Consider the following 21,039-nt stretch of genomic DNA (forward strand, 5'->3'; position numbering starts at 1 on the left):
GCTTCGCCTTTGATCGCGGCACAAGCCCATCGCCGGCAAGCCGGCTTGTATGGTGATACTTGAAGGGGTGGTGGGACGAAAAAGCCGATTCTGACTGTTAGCCGCAGTACAGACCGTGGGAGACATCGCCCCACCCCTTCACCAAAGCGCCGATAAAGAATGCATCGTTTGCAAGCGACGATAGAAGCAAGCCAGCGCCTCTTGGTGAAAACCCCTCCAAGCAGAAAAACCATACGTGGGAGTGTGGCCAATGGCAATGCAGGTAAGCCAATTCATCATTGGTGTGGATGTGGCCAAAGTCGAATTGGTTGTCCATTTCGAAGACCGTGATGAACAGTCCTCGCTGAAAAATACCAAACCCGAAATCAAGAAATGGCTGGGACAACAACCCGCCAATACCGCTATCTGCGTCGAAGCAACGAATACCTACCATCTCGACCTAGTGGAGATGGCTTATGAAAAAGGCTTTGAAGTCTACGTGGTCGATGGCTTCCAGCTCAGTAACTATCGAAAGAGCGTCGGTGGTCGGGTGAAGACGGACGCCTCTGACGCTTATCTACTCTCTCGCTATCTTTCCCGCGAAGGCAGTGGACTACGTCCTTGGAGCCCACCTCCAGCCGTCTACGGCAAGCTCCAGAGCCTTCTGCGTCGCCGCGCCTCGCTGGTCTCGGCACGCACCGCCTTGACGCAAAGCTGGTCCAATGAGAGAAGCCTTGAGACCGTGTTCAAATCCTTTGCCAAGAGCATGGAGAAACTCGATGTACTGCTTCAGAAAAAGCTCAAGGAGTTGGTACGCGAAGCAGGATTAAGCGAGCAGGTCGCCCGTTGCCAAAAGATAGAAGGCATCGGATTTTTGACCGCTGTGGGGTTGGTGACAGCGTTTATCCGGGGGGATTTCAAGAATGGTGATTCATTCATCGCTTTCTTGGGCATGGACTTGCAAATCTCTGACTCCGGGCAAAAAACTGGCCGTCGGCGGCTCACCAAACGGGGTTGTTCTGAGATACGACGCCTTTTGCACAATGCGGCCATGTCAGCTAGTCGATCAGCGGTCTGGAAAGACGTTTATGCACACCATAGGGGCAAGGGTAAGGCCACTACTGAGGCCCTGGTGATCTTGGCCAGAAAGCTCGCCAGAGTCGCATTCGCCCTACTGAAGAGCCAGGGCGAATACGTCACCAGAACAGCTAAAAATGCTTGCCCACAACCATAGAATCTCCCACAGGTTCCGCAGTGTCTACAACAGCAGCGCAGGACAGGTGGGAGCCGGCTTGCCGGCGATGGGGCCTTAACTGACAGGCATTCGCCCCAAGCCCTTAACGCTGGCCCCCTTCAGACTCAAGGGGCCGCTTTGCGGCCCACCGGCATTGCTGCGACATTCCACCACACCTGCGCGTTATACCGTTCATCCACTCGAATGGTAGATTCGCCAACCATGAACACCTCCCGCCAGACACGTTCGCTGACTGCCTGGGCGCTCTATGCCAGCGTCCTGTTCAGCCTATTGTTGTGCGGCTTGCACCATGGCCAGATGAGCGGTCTGCGCCTGGCCGGGCTGGAGGGTGGTTTCTGCTCGCTCTCCAGCGACCATGGCCCGGCCATCGATCTGGGCGACAGCGGCAGCGACCAGCACATGGCCCAGCTCGATTGCCCGGTGTGCTCATCCTTCGCCCTGGCCGTACCACTGGCCAGCCACGGCTGGGTCCTTTTCCGGGCCAGGGGCCACACGCCCTCACCCATCGTCGCACGCAGTTGGGCGCAACCGCCGCCACGCTACCTGCGCCCCGCCCTCAACCCCCGCGCCTCTCCCATCGCCTTCCCCGCAGCAGCGACCTTCGCCTGACGCCAGCCGTGCGCGCTGGTGGTCAGCCATGACCTTTGCGTGGAAACCCTGACAACATGATTCGCAAGACCTCCCTGGTGCTCCTGATGGGCACCTGCAGCTACGCCTGGGCGGGTACCGCCCCTATCGAACTGACCGCCACCACCGTCGATGGCGAACGCCAGGCACCCACCGGCGTTCAGCTGGACGAACCGATTCGCACCGGCTCCCGGCTCGGCCTCAGCGCCCGGGAAACCCCGGCCTCGGTGAGTGTCTCGGACCGCCGCGTGATCGAGGAGCGCGGCGCCAAGGACACCCAGGATGTGATCAACGCCATGACCGGCGTCAATGCCTCGGCCAACCCCGGCTATGGCGGCTACGTGTCCTACCGCGGCTTTACCCAGAACCAGATCACCCAACTCTACAATGGCATCAACCTGGGCTACAGCAGCGCCACCCGCCCTGTGGACGCCTGGACCATCGACCGGGTCGAGCTGCTTGGCGGGCCCTCATCGTTCCTGCATGGCGCCGGTGCCGTGGGCGGGTCGATCAACTACATCACCAAGCTGGCCAGCCGCGACGAGCAGACCGTCGATGCACGGGTGCGCTATGGCAGCTACGACGACTCGGAAGTCGCCTTCGGCATCAACCAGGCCCTGGCCGGCAACCCGGCCGAGGCCCGGCATTTCGCCCGTCTGGACTTCAGCCGTAGCCACGGCAATGGCTATGTCGATCGTAACGAGCGCTGGACCGACAGCCTGGCATTCTCGCTGCTCAGCGACCTGTCACCCAACCTGACCCATACCCTGGCCCTGGAATACCAACAAGACAAGGAAGACAGCCCCTACTGGGGCGCGCCGATCTTGCCGGGGCGCAGCACCATGAAGATCGACCGGCAGCGGCGCTTCGAGAACTACAACGTCGCCGATGGCCGTTACGAGCAGCGCGTACGCTGGCTGCGCTCGATCCTGGACTACCAGCTCAGCGACAGCACCCGCGTGCAGAACACCCTGTATCACTACCGAGCCCAGCGCGACTATCGCAACCTGGAGCGCTACGCCTACAACGACGCCGGCAACGTCGTGCGCTCCGGGCCCTACCTGCAGCGTCACGAACAACGGGTGCTGGGCGACCGTATCGAACTGCGCCACGACAACGTGCTGTTCGGCCTGGCCAGCCAATGGGCGCTGGGCCTGGACTATTCGCGCATGCGCCAGACGCTCTACCCGACGTCCAACAATTGGAGCGATGTGGTCGACCCGGACCACTTCGACCCCGGTAGCTTCGGGGACATCCCTGGCGTGAACAATGGCCTGACCAAGCAACGCCACCACGAAGTGACCAACCGCGCCTTGTTCGCCGAAAACCGCCTGCAGCTCACTGAGCGCCTGGCCCTGCTGAGCGGCCTGCGCTACGACTACCTGGACATGCAGGTGCACAACTATGGCCCGATCTCAGCCACCAGCCCGGCCTACTTCGAACGCCGCTGGGAGCCCCTGAGTGGGCGTGTCGGCCTGACCTACGCCTTGACGCCGTCGGCCAGCGTGTACCTGCAATACAGTACCGCCGCCGACCTGCCGGCCGGCTCCTTGGCGTCTGCCACCTACTCCAACGTGGGTTTGTTCGACCTGTCCAAGGGCGAGCAGTGGGAAGCTGGCAGCAAGTTCGACTTCCTCGACGGGCGCGGCGCAGCGACACTGGCGGTGTACCAGATCGTGCGCAAGGACTTCGCGGTACGCGACGCCAACGACCCCAACGTGACCGTCCAGGCGGGCCAGCAGACTTCGCGCGGTATCGAGCTGTCCGGCCGGCTGCAGGTCACGCCTAGGCTGTTGGCCGAGGCCAACTATGCCTATGTCGATGCCAGGTATGACGAATTCAACGAAGCGGTCGGCGGCAAGTCGGTATCGCGCAAGGGCAACACCCCGGTCAACGTCCCGGCCAACGTCGCCAACCTGTGGCTCACCTATGCCTTCACCCCGGCCTGGAGCGCAGGGATGGACATGCGCTATGTCGACTCGGTGTACGCCGACAACGCCAATACGCTCCAAGCTCCTGCCTATACCCTGTTCGGTGTGTTCACCCGCTATCGCCTGGACGAACACACCGCGATCACCGCACGAGTACGTAACCTGACCGATGAGCTGTATGCCAAGCAGGCGTATGGCACGCAGTACTACATGGGCGCACCGCGCACGTTCGAGGTGGCGATGGACCTGCGGTTCTAGGGCCTGTACGAAAATCGGCCCTGGCCAGCGGACTGCCCCGGCCCTATCGCTGGCAAGCCAGCAACCACCGGTACGGCGATGCTTCTGAAAACAGCGCAGAACAGATGGGGGCGGGCTTGCCCCGCGACAGGGCCAGATCAGGTATCCCGATGTCGTCCATGAAAAAGCGCCTCGCCCCACCTGCCGCTCTACTGGGCCTCATAACAACGATGCCGCGGCCCGACCGCGGCACTTTCGTCCAAGCTGCCCATGAAGACCGGAGAACACCCCCATGCCCCTACCCCATGAGGTATCCCCCGCCACCCTGCGCCGGGTGATCGCCGCCTCGGCCATTGGCAACTTCGTCGAATGGTTCGACTTCGCCGTCTATGGTTTCCTCGCCACGCTGATCGCCAGCCTGTTCTTCACCGGCGAGGATTCGAGTATCGCCCTGCTCAAGACCTTCGCGGTGTTCGCCGTGGCGTTCGCCCTGCGCCCGTTGGGCGGCATCGTGTTCGGCGCCCTGGGCGATCGCCTGGGGCGCAAGCGCATCCTGTCGCTGACGATCCTGCTCATGGCCGGCTCCACGACCCTGATCGGCCTGCTGCCGACCTACGCCAGCATCGGCCTGGCAGCGCCCTTGCTGCTGACCCTGGCACGGTGCCTGCAGGGCTTTTCGGCCGGTGGCGAATATGCCGGCGCCTGCGCCTACCTGATGGAGCATGCGCCCCAGGACAAACGTGCCTTCTACGGCAGCTTCGTGCCGGTGTCGACCTTTTCGGCCTTCGCCTGCGCAGCGGTGATCGCCTATGCCCTGGAAGCCAGCCTGACGCCCGAGGCGATGAGCAGCTGGGGTTGGCGGGTTCCCTTCCTGATCGCGGCACCGCTGGGGCTGGTGGGCCTATACCTGCGCTGGCGCATGGAGGAAACCCCAGCCTTCCGCGAGGCCATGGCAGAGGGCAAGGAACACAGCCGTTCGCCGCTCAAGGACACCCTGCGCCATCACGGCCGGGCAATCCGCAACCTCGGGGCATTCATTTCCCTGACCGCACTATCGTTCTACATGTTCACCACCTATTTCTCCACCTACCTGCAGATGGTCGGCAACCTGACCCGTGCCCAGTCGCTGCTGGTGTCTACCGTGGCGCTACTGGTGGCTGCCGTCGGCTGCCCCCTGGCCGGTGCGTTCTCCGACCGCGTCGGGCGGCGCAAGACCATTGGCTTTACCTGCCTGTGGGTGATGGTGGCGGTGTTTCCGGCCTACTGGCTGGCCAGCTCGGGGTCGATGTCAGGCGCCTTGCTGGGGGTGATCCTGCTGGCGATCGGCGCCCTGCTAAGCGGCGTGGTCACCGCCGCGCTGCTCTCGGAAAGCTTCCCGACCCGCACCCGCTACACCGCCTCGGCGATCACCTACAACGTGGCCTATACCCTGTTCGGAGGCACCGCACCGCTGGTGGCGACCTGGCTGATCAGCCAGACCGGCAGCAGCCTGGCGCCGGCGTTCTACCTGGTGGCGATCGCCCTGGTGGCGTTGGTCGGTGGCTTGGCACTGCCGGAGACTTCGCGGATTTCGTTGCATGATGAAATCGGTGAGCGTCAGGCTGAAGCGACGTAGACTCAAGGGCCTTATCGCCGGCAAGCCGGCCCCCACAGGAACAGCGCTATCGTCAAGACTGACGCGTTACGTGTGGGAGCCGGCTTGCCGGCGATGGGCGTGCAGCGCCCCAAGCCCTTCAACCAGGCTCTCCCTCCTCACGCCGGTGCGCCCACTGGTACAGCGCCGGCAGTACCAACAAGGTCAACGCGGTGGACGAAAGGATGCCCCCGATCACCACGGTCGCCAGCGGCCGCTGCACCTCCGCCCCGGTACCGGTGGCCAGCGCCATCGGAATGAACCCCAACGACGCCACCAACGCGGTCATCAGCACCGGCCGCAACCGGGTCAGCGCCCCCTCCTCGATGGCCGTGCCCAGCGACCGGCCCTCCTCGCGCAGGTTGCGGATGAAGGCGATCATCACCAAGCCATTGAGCACCGCCACCCCAGACAACGCGATGAAACCGACCCCGGCGGAGATCGACAGCGGGATATCCCGCAGCCACAGCGCCAGCACCCCGCCGGTGAGGGCGAACGGAATGCCGGTGAACACCAGCAGGCCATCCTTGAGGTTGTTGAACATCATCAGCAGCAATGCCATCACCAGCAGCAGCGCCACCGGCACCACCACCTGCAAGCGCTCGGCGGCCGATTGCAATTGCTCGAACTGGCCGCCCCAACGTGTCCAATAGCCCGGCGGCACCTGCACCTGGTCGATCAAGGTCTGCTCGGCCTCTTCGACGAACGAACCCAGGTCGCGACCACGCACGTTGGCACTGACCACCACCACCCGCTTGCCATCCTCACGGCTGACCTGGTTCGGGCCCAGTTGCAGGTTGAGCGTGGCCACCTGGGACAGTGGGATGAAACCGATCTGCGTTGTCCCTGCCGCTGCGCTGGCCGGCACCGGGATGAGCAGGTTCGAAAGCCCGTCGACATCGGTACGCAGGGCCTCGGGCAGGCGCACCACCATGTCGAAACGCCGGTCGCCTTCGTACAGGGTACCGGCCGTTCGGCCGCCGACGGCAATGGCGATGGCATCTTGCACATCACCGATGTTCAAGCCATGGCGGGCGGCCTTGTCGCGGTCGATATCGATGGTCAGCACCGGCAGCCCGGTAGTCTGTTCGACCTTCACCTCCGAAGCTCCCGGCACCTGTTGCAAGGTGGCGGCGATCTGCGCGGCGGTGCGGTTGAGCGTTGCCATGTCGTCGCCGAACACCTTCACCGCCACATCGCTGCGCACGCCGGAAATCAGCTCGTTGAAACGCAGCTGGATCGGCTGGGACAACTCGTAGTTGCTGCCCGGTACGCTGGCCGCGGCGCGCTGCACCTCGGCGATCAGCGCTTCGCGCGGCTTGCCCGGGTCGGCCCATTGCTCGCGCGGTTTGAGCATCACATAGGCATCGGAGATGTTCGGCGGCATCGGGTCGGAAGCGATCTCAGCGGTACCCGTGCGGGCGAATACCCGCTCCACCTCGGGCACCTGGGCGATGATGACCGTTTCCAGCTGTTGCTGCATCTGCACCGACTGGCTCAGGCTGGTACCCGGCACGCGCAGGGCCTGCAGGGCGAAGTCGCCTTCGCTGAGGCTGGGAATGAACTCGCTGCCCATACGGTTGGCCAGCACACCCGACAACAGCACCAGGGCTGCAGCCCCGGCGAACGCCAGGTTGCGATGGCCCAGCACCCAGCCCAGTACCGGCGCGTAGCGCTGGCGTGCGGTACGCATCACCACGCCCTCTTCTTCCTTCACCTTGCCGGTGACGAACAACGCGATGGCTGCCGGGACGAAGGTAACCGACAGGATCATCGCGCCCAGCAGGGCCATCACCACGGTGAAGGCCATGGGGTGGAACATCTTGCCTTCGACACCGGTCAGGGCAAAGATCGGCAGGTACACGACCATGATGATCAACTGGCCATAGACCAAGGGCCTGCGCGCCTCGCGAGCAGCGGCGAACACTTCGTGGAAGCGCTCGCTGCGGGTCAGCATGCGCCCATGGCGCTGCTGCGCATGGGCCAACCGGCGGATGGCGTTCTCGACGATCACCACTGCGCCATCGACGATGATGCCGAAGTCCAGGGCCCCCAGGCTCATCAAGTTGGCGCTGACTTTGTTGCTGAACATGCCGGTGAAGGTGAACAGCATCGACAGCGGGATGACCATGGCCGTGATCAATGCCGCACGGATATTGCCCAGGAACAGGAACAGCACGGCAATCACCAGGATCGCGCCTTCCACCAGGTTCTTCTTCACCGTGGCGATGGCCTTTTCAACCAGGTTGGTGCGGTCGTACACCGTCACGGCTACCACCCCCTCGGGCAGGCTGCGGTTGACCTCGGCGAGCTTGGCCGCCACGGCCTGGGACACTGTGCGGCTGTTTTCGCCGATCAGCATGAACACCGTGCCCAGCACCACCTCGCGGCCATTTTCGGTGGCCGCGCCCGAACGCAGCTCCTGGCCCAACCCGACCCGGGCGACATGGCTGACCCGGATGGGCGCGCCATCGGTACTGGAGATGACGATGTTGGCGATATCCTGGGCCGACGCCACCTGGCCCGGAGCGCGAATCAGCAGCTGCTCGCCGTTGCGCTCGATGTAGCCGGCACCCACGTTGGCGTTGTTGCTTTCCAGGGCGCCGATCAGGTCATTGAGCGTGAGCTTGTAGGCCGCCAGGCGCTTGGGGTCCGGTGCAATCAGGTACTGCTTGGCATGTCCACCGATGGTGTTGACCTCCGCCACGCCGGGCACGTTGCGCAATTGCGGCTTGATGATCCAGTCCTGGATCACCCGCAAGTCAGTGGCGGTGTAGGGCGTACCGTCCTCCTTGAGTGCTCCCGGCTCGGCCTCGACGGTCCATAGGAAGATCTCGCCCAGGCCCGTGGAAATCGGCCCCATGGCCGCCTCGATGCCCTCAGGCAGTTGCTCGCGAGCCACTTGCAGGCGCTCGTTCACCAGCTGCCGGGCGAAAAAGATATCGGTGCCGTCATCGAAGATGACCGTCACCTGGGACAAGCCCGAGCGCGACAACGAGCGGGTCTGCTTGAGCCCAGGCAGGCCGGCCATGGCCGTCTCGATGGCGAAGGTGATGCGCTGCTCGGTTTCCAGCGGCGAATAGCCGGGCGCGGCGGTGTTGATCTGTACCTGGACGTTGGTGATGTCCGGTACCGCGTCGATGGGCAGCTTCTGATAGCTGTTGATGCCCACGGCGGCCATCAGCACCACCGCGAGCATGACCACCAGGCGCTGCTCGATGGCGAATTGGATCAGGCGTTCGAACATGGATACGTTCCTGGGTCAGTGGCTGTGCTCGGCCGAGCCCTTGCCGAGCTCGGACTTGAGGACGAAGCTGCCGGCGGCCGCCACCTGGGTACCGGCGGCCAGCCCTTCGGTGATTTCCACCTGGCCGGCATCGCGCCGGCCGATCTTGACCGGGCGGGCCTCGAAGCCCTCCTCGGTACGGGCGAAGACCACCGTCTTCTCTTCCCAGGTCTGCAGGGCCGCTTCCGGCACCACCACGGCGGCGTCGAAGCGCTCGATGTTCACCGCGATCGTCACGAACAGCCCTGGGCGCCAGGCGCCGTCAGGGTTGGCCAGAGTGGCTCGGGCGGTGGCGGCACGGTTCTGCTCGCCGAGCAGGTTTCCGACATAGTTGACCTTGCCTTGCACTTCGGCTCCCAGGTCCGGTGCACTGACGGTCACGTTCCGCCCGGTGGTCACCCGGCCCAGGTCGCCAGGCGTGACGGCGAAGGTCGCCCATACCCGGCTGAGGTCCGAGAGGGTGAAGGCATTGCTGGTTTCATCGACCACCTCACCTACGGTCAGGTGCTTTTCCACCACCACTGCATCGAACGGTGCGCGCAGTTCATAGCGGTTGCCGGCCCCTGCCGGCGCCACGGCAGCGACTTTCTGCCGGGCGTTGGCCAGGGCGATCTCAGCTTCCTGCAACGCCTGGCGAGCTTGCAGGTAGTCCTGCTCGGCGCTGATGCGCTCCTGCCACAACTGTTGTTCGCGCTTGAAGGTCAACCGCGCCAACTCCAGGCGCCGTTGGGCGGCCTGTTGTTCGCTGCGCAGCTCGGAGATCTGCTGGCTGGCGATCACCGCCAGCACCTGGCCGCGCTTGACCGCTTGGCCCAGTTCGGCTTGTACCGCTTCGACCACCCCAGGCACCCTTGGCACCACATGGGCGGTGTGGTCTTCGTCAAAGCGAATTTCGCCTGGGAAGCTGATGGCCGTGCCCAATGTCATTGGCCCGGCAACGACCAACTGCACGCCGGCAGCTTCGATCTGGGCGGCGCTGAGGTGCAGGCTACCGGTCTGCTCGGCGTGTGCCTCGCCATCCTCCTCGCCATGGCCGTCATCCTGCTTGCCATCATGGGCATGGGTGTGTTCGCCACGGTCATCGCGGACCTTGCCAGCGGTGTTGGTCCAGGCCAGGCCGCCAAGGCCGAACACGGCGATGGCGGCGGCCAGGAGGGCTATCTTGCGGGTGTTATTCATCGTTACTCCTGAAAAGATGGGCCGTTCTGGGGACCTGGGGCTGCAACGCAGCGCCAATCAGAACCCCTCACCCAGATCGCCATAGATACGTTCCACCTGCGCCCTGGCATCGGTAGCCGAGGCCAGGGCATCCAGGTACAGCCCGCGCGCCTCGATCAGCGTGCGCTGGGCGTCGAGCACATCGAGGAAGCCGAACTTGCCCATTTCGAACCCTCGCGTGGCGGTGTCGACCGCCTGCTGGGCCGACGGCAGGATGGTGCGGTCGTAGGCTTGCACGTCCTCCATGGCGGCGGCCCACTGGCTGACGGCGCTACGTGTGTCGCTGCGCAGGCGCAGTTCGACGGCGTTGCGCAGGTCGCGGGCCTGGTCGGCACGCCGGGCGGCAGCCAGCACGTTGCCCTGGTTGCGATCGAACAAAGGCAGCGGCATCGACAGGCCAACCACGTTCACCCGTTCGCGGTCTTCGCGGCTGTACTGGCTGCCCAGGCTCACCGTGAGGTCGGGGATGCGCTGGGCCTTCTCCGAGCCCAAAGCCGCCTCGCCCCGCTGGATCTGCGCCTCGGCCAGGCGCCATTCGGCGGTTCGGGCAATCTTGTCGAGCAAGGCCTCGGCACGGGGCGCAGGCCCTGGCGACAGGTGGCTGGCATCGAGGCGGTCGAAGGAGGCCAACGGGCTGCCGGTCAGGCGCGCCAAGGCCTGGTAGGCGACCGTACGCTGGGACTCGGCACGGCGCACCTGGGCACGTGCCTGGGCCAACTGTACCTGGGCACGGGTGACCTCGACCGGTGAGGACTGGCCGGCCTTGACCCGCCCCTGCACCACCTGCAGGCCGCGCTCGGTCAAGGCCTGGGACTGCTGCGCCAGCTCCAGCGCGGTCTGCGCCCGCAGCGCGGCATGGAAGGCCTGGACCACATCGGCGCGCAGGCCGTTGCGCTGGCGCTCGAGTTCGAGCTGCGCAACGCTCTGGCCGGCGCTGGCCAGCTCGATCCGTGCACCACGTTTGCCGCCGAGTTCCAGGGCCTGGCTGAGGGTCACGGTGGTGGTGCTGGTGTCGCGGCGGGTGTCTTCGACCTCCCAGGACAATTCAGGGTTGGGGATCAGCCCGGCCTGGCGCCGCTCGCCCTCGGCGATACCGATTTCACGGCCAGCGGCGGCCAGTTCGGGGTTCTGGGCGAAAGCGGCGTCGAGCGCCTGGGGCAGGCTCAAGCCTTGCGCTGCCTGTAGCTGCGGCATGGCAAGCAAGGCCAGTAGCAGGCCAAACAAGGCAGCATTGCGGGGTGTGGCACGGTTGCACGGCACGGTGAGGTCCTCGTCGACAAGCGTCGGAAAGCTTGGCGAGGGACTCTAGGGCGGGGCGCCTATCGTCGCGGTGGCATGAACATTACAATTTTGCAAGAAAGCACCAGCCTGATCGGTTGGCTGCCCCGCGATTGCAGTCGAAAAGGCCGCCGCCTACCCGACGAGGTCATTCCGCCAGCAGTGCCTGGATCACGCGCTCCTGTCCGGCATAGTCACCCTCACCGAAATGCACATGGCGCACCTGCCCCTGGCGATCGACGAAATAGTGCGCAGGCCAGAACTGGTTGCCCCAGGCGTTCCAGACCCGGTAGTCGTTGTCCACGGCGACCGGGTAGCCGATGCCGAGCCTGGCCACCTTCTCGCGCAGGGTGCCCAGGTCATGCTCATAGTCGTACTCCGGGGTGTGCACCCCTACCACCACCAAGCCCTGGTCGGCGTAGCGCCGGGCCCAGTCATCGACGTGAGGCAGGCTGCGCTGGCAGTTCACGCAGTCCCAGGTCCAGAAATCCACCAGCACCACCTTGCCCTTGAGGGCGGCATCGTCCAACGGCGGCGAATTGAGCCATTGGCTGGCACCGGCCAGCGAGGGCATGGGCTTCTCCCTGCCCTGGGCTGCCAGGTAGCCCGCCAGGCCAAGCCCCAGCAGGCCCAGCCCCCACCCAGCAACCTTCAGCCACCGGCGTCGGTCAGTTGTCATGGCAGCCCCCGGTGGCGTAAGTACGATACTCCAGGCTTTGTCTACGGCCATGGGAATCGAGGTAGTCCATGCGCGTATTCACCACGCCGCAGGCATTGCTCTGGTCATCCTTGATCGACAGCACTTTCTGCACGTCCAGCCGGTCGCCATAGCGATACTGCATCACGCTGTCGCTCATCGGTTCGCTGCTGGCCTGGGCGGAAATGGCGGCAACGCCGAACAACGCGAACAGGGCTGCATTGGCAAAAGTCTTGAAGGTCATGGCATCTCTCCTGTGCAAATGGGGAGTGGGTTCCCCGGTCGAGAGCCATTACAGGCCTGCTGGGTATCGCGGATGTGTCTGCACAGGGCCAGGTGTGCATTTTCCTGTATCCCTGCCATAGGCAGATACACTGCAATACAAACCCCGGCAGGCAAGCACTGCGACGCTCGGTACACTTGCCTGCATCTTTACTCGTACAGGAACCCTGCGATGGAACACGTCGATCACATCCTGATCGTCGACGACGACCGCGAGATCCGCGAACTGGTCGGCAACTACCTGAAGAAGAACGGCCTGCGTACCAGCATCGTTGCCGATGGCCGACAGATGCGAGCCTTCCTGGAGAACAATACCGTCGACCTGGTGGTGCTCGACATCATGATGCCGGGCGATGACGGCCTGCTGCTGTGCCGCGAACTGCGCGCCGGCAAGCACCGCAACACCCCGGTGCTGATGTTGACTGCCCGCAACGACGAGACCGACCGCATCATCGGCCTCGAGATGGGCGCCGACGACTACCTGACCAAACCCTTCTCGGCCCGTGAGCTGCTGGCCCGGATCAACGCCGTGCTGCGCCGTACCCGCATGCTGCCGCCGAATCTGACCATCAGCGAAAGCAGCCGGCTGATCGGCTTCGGCCAATGGCGGCTGGACACCACAGCCCGCCACCTGCTCGACAATGACGGCACGCTGGTGGCCCTGAGCGGCGCCGAATACCGCCTGCTGCGGGTGTTCCTCGACCACCCGCAGCGGGTGCTCAGCCGCGAGCAACTGCTCAACCTCACCCAGGGCCGTGAAGCGGACATCTTCGACCGCTCCATCGACCTGCTGGTCAGCCGCCTGCGCCAGCGCCTGGGCGACGACGCCCGCGAGCCCAACTGCATCAAGACCGTGCGCAGCGAAGGCTATGTGTTCTCCCTGCCCGTGCAATTGCTCGAGTCGCCCGCATGAGGTGGCCGCGTACCCTGGCGTCGCGCCTGGCCCTGATCTTCCTCACCGGCCTGGTGCTGGCCTATGGCCTGTCGTTCAGCCTGCAGTTCTACGAGCGCTATGTCAGCAGCCGCTCGATGATGCTGAGCAACCTGGAGCAGGACGTCGCCACATCGGTGGCCATCCTCGACCGCCTACCGGCCGAGGAACGTGCCGCCTGGCTGCCCCGCCTGCAGCGCCACAGCTATCGCTACCAGTTGGGCCAAGGCCTCGGCGGCCAGGCCATGCCCAGCGAAGACCCACCCATGGCCGCCGAGTCCATCGTCAAGGCGATCGGCCGGGACTACCGCCTGACCTTCCTCGAGATTCCAGGCCCTACTCCACATTTCCAGGTACACCTGCGCCTGGCCGACGGCGCCCCCCTGACCCTCGACGTCACGCCTTCCGGCGTGCCAGTGGCCAAGTGGTTGCCTGTGGTGCTGTTGATCCAGCTGGCGGTGTTGTTGGTCTGCACCTGGCTCGCGGTGCGCCTGGCCATCCGCCCTCTGACCCGCCTGGCCCGGGCAGTGGACGACCTGGACCCGGACAAGCCAGGCCCGCAACTGGACGAAAGCGGCCCACGGGAGGTGCGCTATGCCGCCGTGGCGTTCAATGCGCTACAGGCTCGCATCGCCGCCTACCTCAAGGAACGCATGCAGCTGCTGGCGGCCATTTCCCATGACCTGCAAACCCCGATCACGCGCATGAAACTGCGTGTCGAGGTCATGGACGATGGCACGGAGAAGGACAAGCTGTGGAGCGACCTGACGGCCATGGAGCACCTGGTGCGCGAAGGCGTCGCCTATGCCCGCAGCATGGACAGCAGCACCGAGGCGCCCTGCCGGGTCAAGCTCGACGCCTTTCTCGACAGCCTGGTGTTCGACTACCAGGACAGCGGCGCGAAGGTCGAATGCCTCGGTGCCACCAACGTCACCCTGCAGACCCGCCCCCATGCCCTGCGCCGGGTATTGGTGAACCTGGTGGACAACGCCCTGAAGTTCGCTGGGGCGGCACAGCTTGAGGTCGAGCACGCAGGCACCCGTACCTTCATTCGCGTTCTGGACGAAGGCCCCGGCATTCCGGCTGCAGAGCTCGAGGAGGTACTCAAGCCCTTCTACCGCGTCGAGGGCTCGCGCAACCGCAGCACTGGCGGGACCGGCCTGGGGTTGGCCATCGCCCATCAGCTGACCCAGGCCATGGGTGGGCGCCTGACCTTGACCAATCGCCCGGCAGGTGGGTTGTGCGCGCAAATCGAGTTGACATGAGGCGCCCTGAGCGGCACCGATCTACACGAAGATACATAACCACTGCCCGCCCGACACATTGCAGATACGCCACTCCAGCACACTTGCGTACACACTGCATATTCGGGAGACCTGCTGATGAACACCCTCGCCCACCCCTCAGGCTGGAAACCACTCACCCTGCTCGATCGCGTCGCCAGCTGGGGCGCTGACCTGCCCCTGCGCCTGTTCCTGGCCTGGGAGTTCTTCGAGTCCGGCCTTGAGAAATTCAATGGCGCCAACTGGTTCACCGACCTGCAGTCGAGCTTTCCGTTTCCATTCAACGAGCTGCCTGCGGGCTTGAACTGGCAGCTCTCGCTGTGGGCGGAGCTGATCTGCCCGCTGTTGCTGTTGCTTGGCCTGGGCACTCGCCTGGCCTCGGCGGTGCTGATGGTGGTCACCGTGGTGGCGATAGCCGCCGTGCATTGGCCGGAGCATTGGTCGACCCTCGCCGAGCTGGCCCGGGGCTATGTGATCACCGATCAGGGCTACGGCAACTTCAAGCTGCCGCTGATCTACCTCGTGGCCTTGCTGCCACTGCTGCTCAAGGGCGCAGGCCGCCTGAGCCTGGACCACTGGCTGTGGCGTCGGCTGCGCCTGGCGGGCCGCACCGCGACGGTGGGCTAGAGCTGTTCTGCGCGCAGCGCGATCGCGGGGCAACCCCGCGATCGCGTCGCTCGTTGGCGCACTTGCCGGCGATCACCTCAGGTCGAAGCGATCGAGCTCCATGACCTTGACCCATGCCGCGACGAAGTCCTTGACGAACTTGCCCCCTCCATCGCTGCTGCCGTACACCTCGGCCAGGGCGCGCAGCTGGGCATGGGAGCCGAACACCAGGTCGACCCGGGTGCCCGTCCATTTCAGTTGGCCGGTCTTGCGGTCACGGCCCTCGAAGGTCTCGTTGTCCGCCGAGGTGGGTTTCCACTCCACCCCCATGTCCAGCAGGTTGCAGAAGAAGTCGTTGCTCAGCGTGCCAGGCCTGTGGGTGAACACGCCATGCGCGCTGCCACCGGTATTGGCCCCCAGCACCCGCAGGCCGCCGACCAGCACGGTCATTTCAGGAGCGGTGAGCGTCAGCAACTGGGCCTTGTCCAACAACAGTTTCTCGGCCTTGACGCTGTAGCGCGCCTTGGAGAAATTGCGGAAACCATCGGCCAACGGCTCGAGTACACCGAAGGATTCAACGTCGGTCTGCGCCTGGGAGGCATCCATGCGCCCGGGCCTGAACGGCACGTTGACGTCATGCCCGGCGTCCCTGGCGGCTTTTTCAACTGCGGCGCTACCTGCGAGCACGATCAGATCGGCCAGGGAAATCCGCTTGCCCAAGGCATTGAATTCGCCCTGGATCCTCTCCAATGCCTGCAACACCTTGTCCAATTGCTCAGGTTGGTTGGCCGCCCAGAACCTCTGCGGTGCCAGGCGCAGTCGCCCGCCGTTGGCGCCGCCGCGCTTGTCCGAGCCACGGAAGGTCGAAGCTGCGGCCCAGGCGGTGGACACCAGTTCCGCCACGCTGAGCCCCGAGGCCAGGACCTTGGCCTTGAGGATGGCGATGTCCTGCTCGTTCACCAGCGGGTGGTCGACTTTCGGGATCGGGTCCTGCCAGAGCAGCTCCTCTTTGGGCATCTCCGGCCCCAGATAACGCGCCAAAGGGCCCATGTCCCGGTGGATGAGCTTGTACCAGGCACGGGCGAAGGCATCGGCCAGCTGCTCGGGGTGTTCCTTGAAGCGACGGGCGATGGGCTCGTAGATCGGGTCGAAACGCAGGGCCAGGTCGGAGGTGAGCATCGATGGCGCATGGCGTTTGCCAGGGTCATGGGCGTCGGGAATCCGCCCTGCTCCGGCACCGTTCTTCGGCCGCCACTGGTGGGCGCCGGCGGGGCTTTTGGTCAGTTCCCAGTCGTAGTTGAACAGGTTCTCCAGGTATTCGTTGCTCCACTTCGTCGGGGTCGAAGTCCAGGTCACTTCCAGGCCGCTGGTGATGGTGTCGCCGCCCTTGCCGGTGCCGTAGCTGTTTTGCCAACCCAGCCCCTGCAACTCCAGGCCTGCCGCTTCTGGCTCGGGCCCGACGTTGTCGGCAGGGCCTGCACCGTGGGTCTTGCCGAATGCATGGCCGCCGGCGATCAGGGCCACGGTCTCCTCATCATTCATGGCCATGCGGCCGAAGGTCTCACGGATGTCCTTGCCGGAAGCCACCGGGTCGGGGTTACCCTCGGGGCCTTCCGGGTTGACGTAGATCAGCCCCATCTGCACGGCGGCCAAGGGGTTTTCCAGGTTTCGCTCGCCGCCCAGGGCGCGCCCTTGTTCTTCTTCGTGCTTCTGCGGTTCGGCCACCAGGTCGCCCTTGCCGGGGGGTTGCGCCTTGCCGTAACGGGTGTCACCGCCCAGCCAGACCTTTTCCGAGCCCCAATACACATCTTCATCCGGCTCCCACACATCGGCGCGCCCACCGGAGAAGCCGAAGGTCTTGAAACCCATGGATTCCAGGGCCACATTGCCCGTCAACACGATCAGGTCGGCCCAGGAAATGTTGCGCCCGTACTTCTGCTTGATCGGCCATAGCAAGCGTCGGGCCTTGTCCAGGCTGACGTTGTCCGGCCAGCTGTTGAGCGGGGCGAAACGCTGCTGGCCGGAGCCTGCGCCACCCCGGCCGTCGCCGATACGGTAGGTGCCAGCACTGTGCCAGGCCATGCGGATGAACAGCGGGCCATAGTGGCCGAAGTCCGCGGGCCACCAGTCCTGGGAGTCGGTCATCAAGGCTCGCAGGTCTTGCTTGAGGGCCTGGAAATCGAGTTGTTTGAACGCCTTGGCATAGTCGAAGTCCGGGTCCATCGGGTCGGACTTGGACGAATGTTGATGGAGGATCCGCAGGTTCAGCTGATCGGGCCACCAGTCACGGTTGCTCGTGCCGCCACCGGCGGTCTGATGAAACGGGCATTTCGATTCGTTCGACATCTGCGTGTACCTTTCGCACGGAAGTGGAACAGGCATCAGGGGTGTCCCTGCCCATGCCTGCATGCCGTTTTCTTGGGGCAGAGTGAAGCCTAGCCGAGCGCAGCCAGGTTTCTAATAGGGCAATTGTCTAGGGTCGATAGGCCAAAACTGTCAGCAGCATTGTCACTTGCCGCGTTGCATCCAGGCCGCCCCCAAACCACTCAGGCAGATGATGGCGATGCCCACCAGGCTGGCGATATCCGGCACCTGGCCGAAGATCAGCAGCCCCAGCAAGCCGGCGAAGACGATCTGGCAATAGCTGAAAGGTGCCAGCAATGCCGGGGCGGCCAGCCGGAAGGCCTGGGTCAGCAACAGGTGCGCGGTCATGCCGCAGCCGCCGAGGGCCAGCATCAAGACGACGTGCTTCCATTGCGGCGCGTGCCAGAAGAACGGCACCAGCACGCTCAGGATCAAGGTATTGCACAGCCCGGCGAAGAAGTTGCTGGTGGTTGGGCTGTCGTAGACGGCCAGCTTTCGGGTCAGCAATTGGTAGAAGCAAAAGCCCAGGGCCGACCCAAAGGGGAACAGGATCGCCGGCGTGAACATCGCCCCCCCAGGGTGCACCACGACCAGCACGCCGATAAAGCCCATCACCACCGCTACCCACTGGCCGACGCTGACGCGCTCCTTGAGCAGCGGCACCGAAAGCGCGGTGACCAGCACCGGAGCGAGAAAGTTGACGGATGTCGCTTCGGCCAAAGGCAGGTACTGCAGGCCTGTGGTGAACAGCAAACTCGTGCTCAACAGGCTCAGCGCACGCAACGTCTGCAAGACCGGGCGGCGCGTGCGCAATACAGCCATACCGGCCTTGGGAAGGAAGATCCCGGCCATCAGCAGGGTATGTACCAGGTAGCGTGCCCAGACCACCATGATGATCGGGTACAGGCCGCCCAGGAATTTGGAAAGGGCGTCGTGGCTGGCGAACAGGAAAGTCGCCACCACCACCAGGGCGATGCCGCGCAGCGGTTGGTTGACTCCGGACAGCGGGGTACTGGCACTCATGGCATTCTCGGCGGTGGCGCACACTCGCGCCGGGAACCGCACGGCCGGTCGGTCGGCGGGTTTACTGTGCGGATTCTAGAAGAGATGTGCCAGGATGCGAAACCTGTAATGCCTTGCCCCTGTGGGAGCGGGCTTGTCCCGCGATCAAGGGCGAAGCCCTTGCCAGGCGGCGGTGATATCGGGCCCGGCCTAATCGCGGGACAAGCCCGCTCCCACAGGGTGCCGCAAATCAAATGGTCATGCGTTGTTCTATGAGAGCCGGCTTGCCGGCGATAGGGCGTGCAGCGTTCCGTGTCCTTGACTGACAGGCATCAGCCCCTGGTGTTCTATTTTTCCTCGAGCACCGCCCGCCCCTTCACGGCCCGAGGCCCCATCCAGGCCCAGACGATCAAGCCGGGCAAGGGTACGTAGACCACGAAGACGATCCATAGCATCTTCCGTTCAGCGCGCCGGTCGCTGCCGATGATGTGCCAGATGGCGAAGATCTCCAAGAGGATCAGAATGGCTGCGAGAATGATCCAGATCGTTCCGATTTCCATGAGCGCTCTCCCAATAGGCATGTAGTGCTTTGGGTGCCAGCCAGCCGCCAGGGTTCAGTCCGATCCTGCCCGCGCGTGCGATCCAGTTGTCTTTCCCTCACGCTCCCAGCAAACTCATCGGGCCAGCCAGGAGTCGGAGTCAGCAGTGTCCACGCCACGTCAGTTCAGCCAGAAGACCAGCACCAGCAACATGCTGCGGCTAAAATCCGCCTCCGGTAACGGCCAGGTGCCCTATCGAGTCGACTTCGTCCTTCTCGAACACTTCTCCATGGCCAGTTTTACCGTGGCGATGGACGTGCTGGTCACCGCCAACCTGCTGCGTGCCGATAGCTTCCGCTTCAACCCGCTCTCACCCAAGGGCGACCGGGTGCTCAGCGACCTGGGCCTGGAGCTGGTGGCCAGCGAACTCGATGCAGCCAGCCTGAAGGAGCTGGACCTGCTGGTGATCTGCGGCGGCTTGCGCACGCCACTCAAATACCCTGAACTCGACCGCATGCTGGGCGACTGCGCAGCCCATGGCATGGCGCTGGGCGGCTTGTGGAACGGCGCCTGGTTCCTTGGCCGCGCAGGTGTGCTGGACGACTACGGCTGCAGCATTCACCCTGAACAGCGTGCCAGCCTGGCTGAACGCAGCCCACAGACCCGCCTCACACCGGCCAGCTTCACCCTGGACCGGGACCGGCTCACCGCCGCCAGCCCCAATGGCGCCATGGAGCTGATGCTCGGCCTGGTTCGACGTCTCTACGGCGACGCACTGGCCGAAGGTGTCGAGGAAATCCTGTCGTTCTCCGGGGCCCGCTATCGCCAGGTTGGCCCTGGGGCGAAGAAGTCCATGAGCCTGCACTTGCGTACCATCGTCGAGCTGATGGAGAACAACCTCGAGGAAACCCTCAGCCTGGACCAGCTCGCCGCCTACAGTGGCCGCTCACGGCGCCAGATCGACCGCCTGTTCCAGGCCCAGCTCGGCACCTCGCCGCGGCGCTACTACATGGAACTGCGCATCACCAAGAGTCGTCGGTTGCTGCAATATTCCGACCTCTCGGTAATGGAAGTCGCGGTCGCCTGCGGTTTCGTCTCGGTATCGCACTTCAGCAAGTGCTATGCGGCCTATTTCGGCTACCCGCCATCACGGGAGCAGCGCCTGGGCGAGTGAGGCCGCTGGCAGCCCGTTCAAGCACGGATGTAACCCAAGACCGCTTCGCGAATCATCTGCTTGTGGCGCCGCTTGACCTCCTGCTCGCAGAGGTCGATCTGGAAGAGCTCGCCGAAGGTATGCCGGTTGGACACGCGGTAGAAGCAGAACGAGCTCATCAGCATGTGCAGGTCGATGACGTCGATGCCTGGCCGGAACACGCCCTCTTCCACACCTCGTTGCAGGGTGCGGGCCAGCCCTTGCAGCACGAGGCTGCTCATTTCGCGAATCGCCGGTGATTGCTTGATGTACTCGCCGTAGTGGATGTTCTCGGTGCAGACGATGCGCACGAAATCGACATTATGGTCATGGTGGTCGAAGGTGAAGTCCACCACACGTTCGATGGCCTGTACGGCCGGCAGCGACTCCAGGTCAAGGCTGTGCTCGGTCTTGCGGATGTCGCCGTAGAGCTTGACCAGGCACTCGATGTACAACTGCTCCTTGCTGCCGAAGTAGTAGTAGATCATGCGCTTGGAGGTGGCGGTGCGCTCGGCGATGGCATCGACCCGCGCACCGGCAAGGCCTTGCTGCACGAACTCATGGATGGCGGCCTGGAGGATGTCCTCGCGCGTTTTCTCGGGGTTGTGCTTGCGCGGCTTGCGCTCCCCTTCGATCCCGGATTGCCCGAGATTGACTACCGAATCACTCATACCCACTCGCAGGCTGTTGTCTTCAATG

17 protein-coding genes are annotated in these 21,039 nt (G+C 64.2%); 8 read left to right on the forward strand and 9 right to left on the reverse strand.

Annotated elements, in window-relative coordinates:
* Positions 1 to 250: 250 nt before the first annotated feature.
* From ACXHGZ_RS11790 to ACXHGZ_RS11805, 4 genes are all read left to right on the forward strand, one after another.
* The gene (locus ACXHGZ_RS11790) at positions 251 to 1,213 is read left to right on the forward strand and encodes an IS110 family transposase (protein ID WP_480459995.1); all 963 of its coding nucleotides are present in this window, start codon (positions 251 to 253) and stop codon (positions 1,211 to 1,213) included.
* 222 nt (positions 1,214 to 1,435) lie between these two features.
* Complete coding sequence (locus ACXHGZ_RS11795; protein WP_480459996.1) at positions 1,436 to 1,843, forward strand: DUF2946 family protein; 408 nt, start codon at positions 1,436 to 1,438, stop codon at positions 1,841 to 1,843.
* 56 nt (positions 1,844 to 1,899) lie between these two features.
* Entirely contained in the window at positions 1,900 to 4,050 is a 2,151-nt protein-coding gene (locus tag ACXHGZ_RS11800) for a TonB-dependent receptor (RefSeq protein ID WP_480459997.1), read from the forward strand.
* Positions 4,051 to 4,321: 271 nt separating this feature from the next.
* A complete protein-coding gene (locus tag ACXHGZ_RS11805; RefSeq protein ID WP_480459998.1) occupies positions 4,322 to 5,644 on the forward strand; it encodes an MFS transporter in 1,323 nt (440 codons plus the stop codon).
* 118 nt (positions 5,645 to 5,762) lie between these two features.
* On the opposite strand, the gene ACXHGZ_RS11810 is transcribed toward ACXHGZ_RS11805, so the two are convergent.
* The 5 genes from ACXHGZ_RS11810 to ACXHGZ_RS11830 all read right to left on the reverse strand — a co-directional run bounded on the left by ACXHGZ_RS11810 (position 5,763) and on the right by ACXHGZ_RS11830 (position 12,385).
* Complete coding sequence (locus ACXHGZ_RS11810; protein ID WP_480459999.1) at positions 5,763 to 8,909, reverse strand: efflux RND transporter permease subunit; 3,147 nt, start codon at positions 8,907 to 8,909, stop codon at positions 5,763 to 5,765.
* 15 nt (positions 8,910 to 8,924) lie between these two features.
* The gene (locus ACXHGZ_RS11815) at positions 8,925 to 10,127 is read right to left on the reverse strand and encodes an efflux RND transporter periplasmic adaptor subunit (protein WP_480460000.1); all 1,203 of its coding nucleotides are present in this window, start codon (positions 10,125 to 10,127) and stop codon (positions 8,925 to 8,927) included.
* A gap of 57 nt (positions 10,128 to 10,184) precedes the next feature.
* Positions 10,185 to 11,360 carry a TolC family protein gene (locus ACXHGZ_RS11820; RefSeq protein ID WP_480464046.1) on the reverse strand — a complete coding sequence of 392 codons (1,176 nt, stop codon included), beginning with the start codon at positions 11,358 to 11,360 and terminating at the stop codon, positions 10,185 to 10,187.
* A 232-nt stretch (positions 11,361 to 11,592) separates the two neighbouring features.
* Complete coding sequence (locus ACXHGZ_RS11825) at positions 11,593 to 12,123, reverse strand: thioredoxin family protein (RefSeq protein WP_480460002.1); 531 nt, start codon at positions 12,121 to 12,123, stop codon at positions 11,593 to 11,595.
* Positions 12,113 to 12,385 (reverse strand): DUF2790 domain-containing protein, encoded by a 273-nt coding sequence (locus ACXHGZ_RS11830; protein WP_084859061.1) that lies wholly within the window; start codon positions 12,383 to 12,385, stop codon positions 12,113 to 12,115. The genes ACXHGZ_RS11825 and ACXHGZ_RS11830 overlap by 11 nt, the downstream gene beginning before the upstream one ends.
* A gap of 210 nt (positions 12,386 to 12,595) precedes the next feature.
* Between ACXHGZ_RS11830 and ACXHGZ_RS11835 the strand changes: the two genes are divergently transcribed.
* From ACXHGZ_RS11835 to ACXHGZ_RS11845, 3 genes are all read left to right on the forward strand, one after another.
* Entirely contained in the window at positions 12,596 to 13,336 is a 741-nt protein-coding gene (locus ACXHGZ_RS11835) for a response regulator (protein WP_480460003.1), read from the forward strand.
* Positions 13,333 to 14,619, forward strand: a complete 1,287-nt coding sequence (locus ACXHGZ_RS11840; RefSeq protein WP_480460004.1) for an ATP-binding protein — start codon at positions 13,333 to 13,335, stop codon at positions 14,617 to 14,619. Before ACXHGZ_RS11835 ends, ACXHGZ_RS11840 begins: the two co-directional genes overlap by 4 nt.
* Positions 14,620 to 14,736: 117 nt before the next feature.
* Entirely contained in the window at positions 14,737 to 15,264 is a 528-nt protein-coding gene (locus tag ACXHGZ_RS11845) for an HvfX family Cu-binding RiPP maturation protein (RefSeq protein ID WP_368829565.1), read from the forward strand.
* 72 nt (positions 15,265 to 15,336) lie between these two features.
* Here ACXHGZ_RS11845 and katG read toward each other — a convergent pair whose 3' ends face one another.
* The 3 genes from katG to ACXHGZ_RS11860 all read right to left on the reverse strand — a co-directional run bounded on the left by katG (position 15,337) and on the right by ACXHGZ_RS11860 (position 19,169).
* Positions 15,337 to 17,589, reverse strand: a complete 2,253-nt coding sequence (katG, locus tag ACXHGZ_RS11850; RefSeq protein WP_480460005.1) for a catalase/peroxidase HPI — start codon at positions 17,587 to 17,589, stop codon at positions 15,337 to 15,339.
* Between the two features lie 162 nt (positions 17,590 to 17,751).
* Positions 17,752 to 18,630 (reverse strand): DMT family transporter, encoded by an 879-nt coding sequence (locus tag ACXHGZ_RS11855; RefSeq protein WP_480460007.1) that lies wholly within the window; start codon positions 18,628 to 18,630, stop codon positions 17,752 to 17,754.
* A gap of 326 nt (positions 18,631 to 18,956) precedes the next feature.
* A complete protein-coding gene (locus tag ACXHGZ_RS11860) occupies positions 18,957 to 19,169 on the reverse strand; it encodes a PLD nuclease N-terminal domain-containing protein (RefSeq protein ID WP_084859055.1) in 213 nt (70 codons plus the stop codon).
* A gap of 145 nt (positions 19,170 to 19,314) precedes the next feature.
* On the opposite strand from ACXHGZ_RS11860, the gene ACXHGZ_RS11865 reads away from it, so the two are divergent.
* Entirely contained in the window at positions 19,315 to 20,322 is a 1,008-nt protein-coding gene (locus ACXHGZ_RS11865; RefSeq protein WP_480460008.1) for a GlxA family transcriptional regulator, read from the forward strand.
* A 17-nt stretch (positions 20,323 to 20,339) separates the two neighbouring features.
* Here ACXHGZ_RS11865 and ACXHGZ_RS11870 read toward each other — a convergent pair whose 3' ends face one another.
* A complete protein-coding gene (locus ACXHGZ_RS11870; protein WP_084859053.1) occupies positions 20,340 to 21,011 on the reverse strand; it encodes a TetR/AcrR family transcriptional regulator in 672 nt (223 codons plus the stop codon).
* Positions 21,012 to 21,039: the final 28 nt, after the last annotated feature.

It is taken from the genome of Pseudomonas shiyinii (assembly GCF_056725765.1).

Bases quoted from the DNA above. Each gene is read 5' to 3' on its own strand.
- ACXHGZ_RS11790 (WP_480459995.1), top strand. From the start codon at position 251: ATGGCAATGCAGGTAAGCCAATTCATCATTGGTGTGGATGTGGCCAAA.
- ACXHGZ_RS11795 (WP_480459996.1), top strand. From the start codon at position 1,436: ATGAACACCTCCCGCCAGACACGTTCGCTGACTGCCTGGGCGCTCTAT.
- ACXHGZ_RS11800 (WP_480459997.1), top strand. From the start codon at position 1,900: ATGATTCGCAAGACCTCCCTGGTGCTCCTGATGGGCACCTGCAGCTAC.
- ACXHGZ_RS11805 (WP_480459998.1), top strand. From the start codon at position 4,322: ATGCCCCTACCCCATGAGGTATCCCCCGCCACCCTGCGCCGGGTGATC.
- ACXHGZ_RS11810 (WP_480459999.1), bottom strand. From the start codon at position 8,909: ATGTTCGAACGCCTGATCCAATTCGCCATCGAGCAGCGCCTGGTGGTC.
- ACXHGZ_RS11815 (WP_480460000.1), bottom strand. From the start codon at position 10,127: ATGAATAACACCCGCAAGATAGCCCTCCTGGCCGCCGCCATCGCCGTG.
- ACXHGZ_RS11820 (WP_480464046.1), bottom strand. From the start codon at position 11,360: ATGCCGCAGCTACAGGCAGCGCAAGGCTTGAGCCTGCCCCAGGCGCTC.
- ACXHGZ_RS11825 (WP_480460002.1), bottom strand. From the start codon at position 12,123: ATGACAACTGACCGACGCCGGTGGCTGAAGGTTGCTGGGTGGGGGCTG.
- ACXHGZ_RS11830 (WP_084859061.1), bottom strand. From the start codon at position 12,385: ATGACCTTCAAGACTTTTGCCAATGCAGCCCTGTTCGCGTTGTTCGGC.
- ACXHGZ_RS11835 (WP_480460003.1), top strand. From the start codon at position 12,596: ATGGAACACGTCGATCACATCCTGATCGTCGACGACGACCGCGAGATC.
- ACXHGZ_RS11840 (WP_480460004.1), top strand. From the start codon at position 13,333: ATGAGGTGGCCGCGTACCCTGGCGTCGCGCCTGGCCCTGATCTTCCTC.
- ACXHGZ_RS11845 (WP_368829565.1), top strand. From the start codon at position 14,737: ATGAACACCCTCGCCCACCCCTCAGGCTGGAAACCACTCACCCTGCTC.
- katG (WP_480460005.1), bottom strand. From the start codon at position 17,589: ATGTCGAACGAATCGAAATGCCCGTTTCATCAGACCGCCGGTGGCGGC.
- ACXHGZ_RS11855 (WP_480460007.1), bottom strand. From the start codon at position 18,630: ATGAGTGCCAGTACCCCGCTGTCCGGAGTCAACCAACCGCTGCGCGGC.
- ACXHGZ_RS11860 (WP_084859055.1), bottom strand. From the start codon at position 19,169: ATGGAAATCGGAACGATCTGGATCATTCTCGCAGCCATTCTGATCCTC.
- ACXHGZ_RS11870 (WP_084859053.1), bottom strand. From the start codon at position 21,011: ATGAGTGATTCGGTAGTCAATCTCGGGCAATCCGGGATCGAAGGGGAG.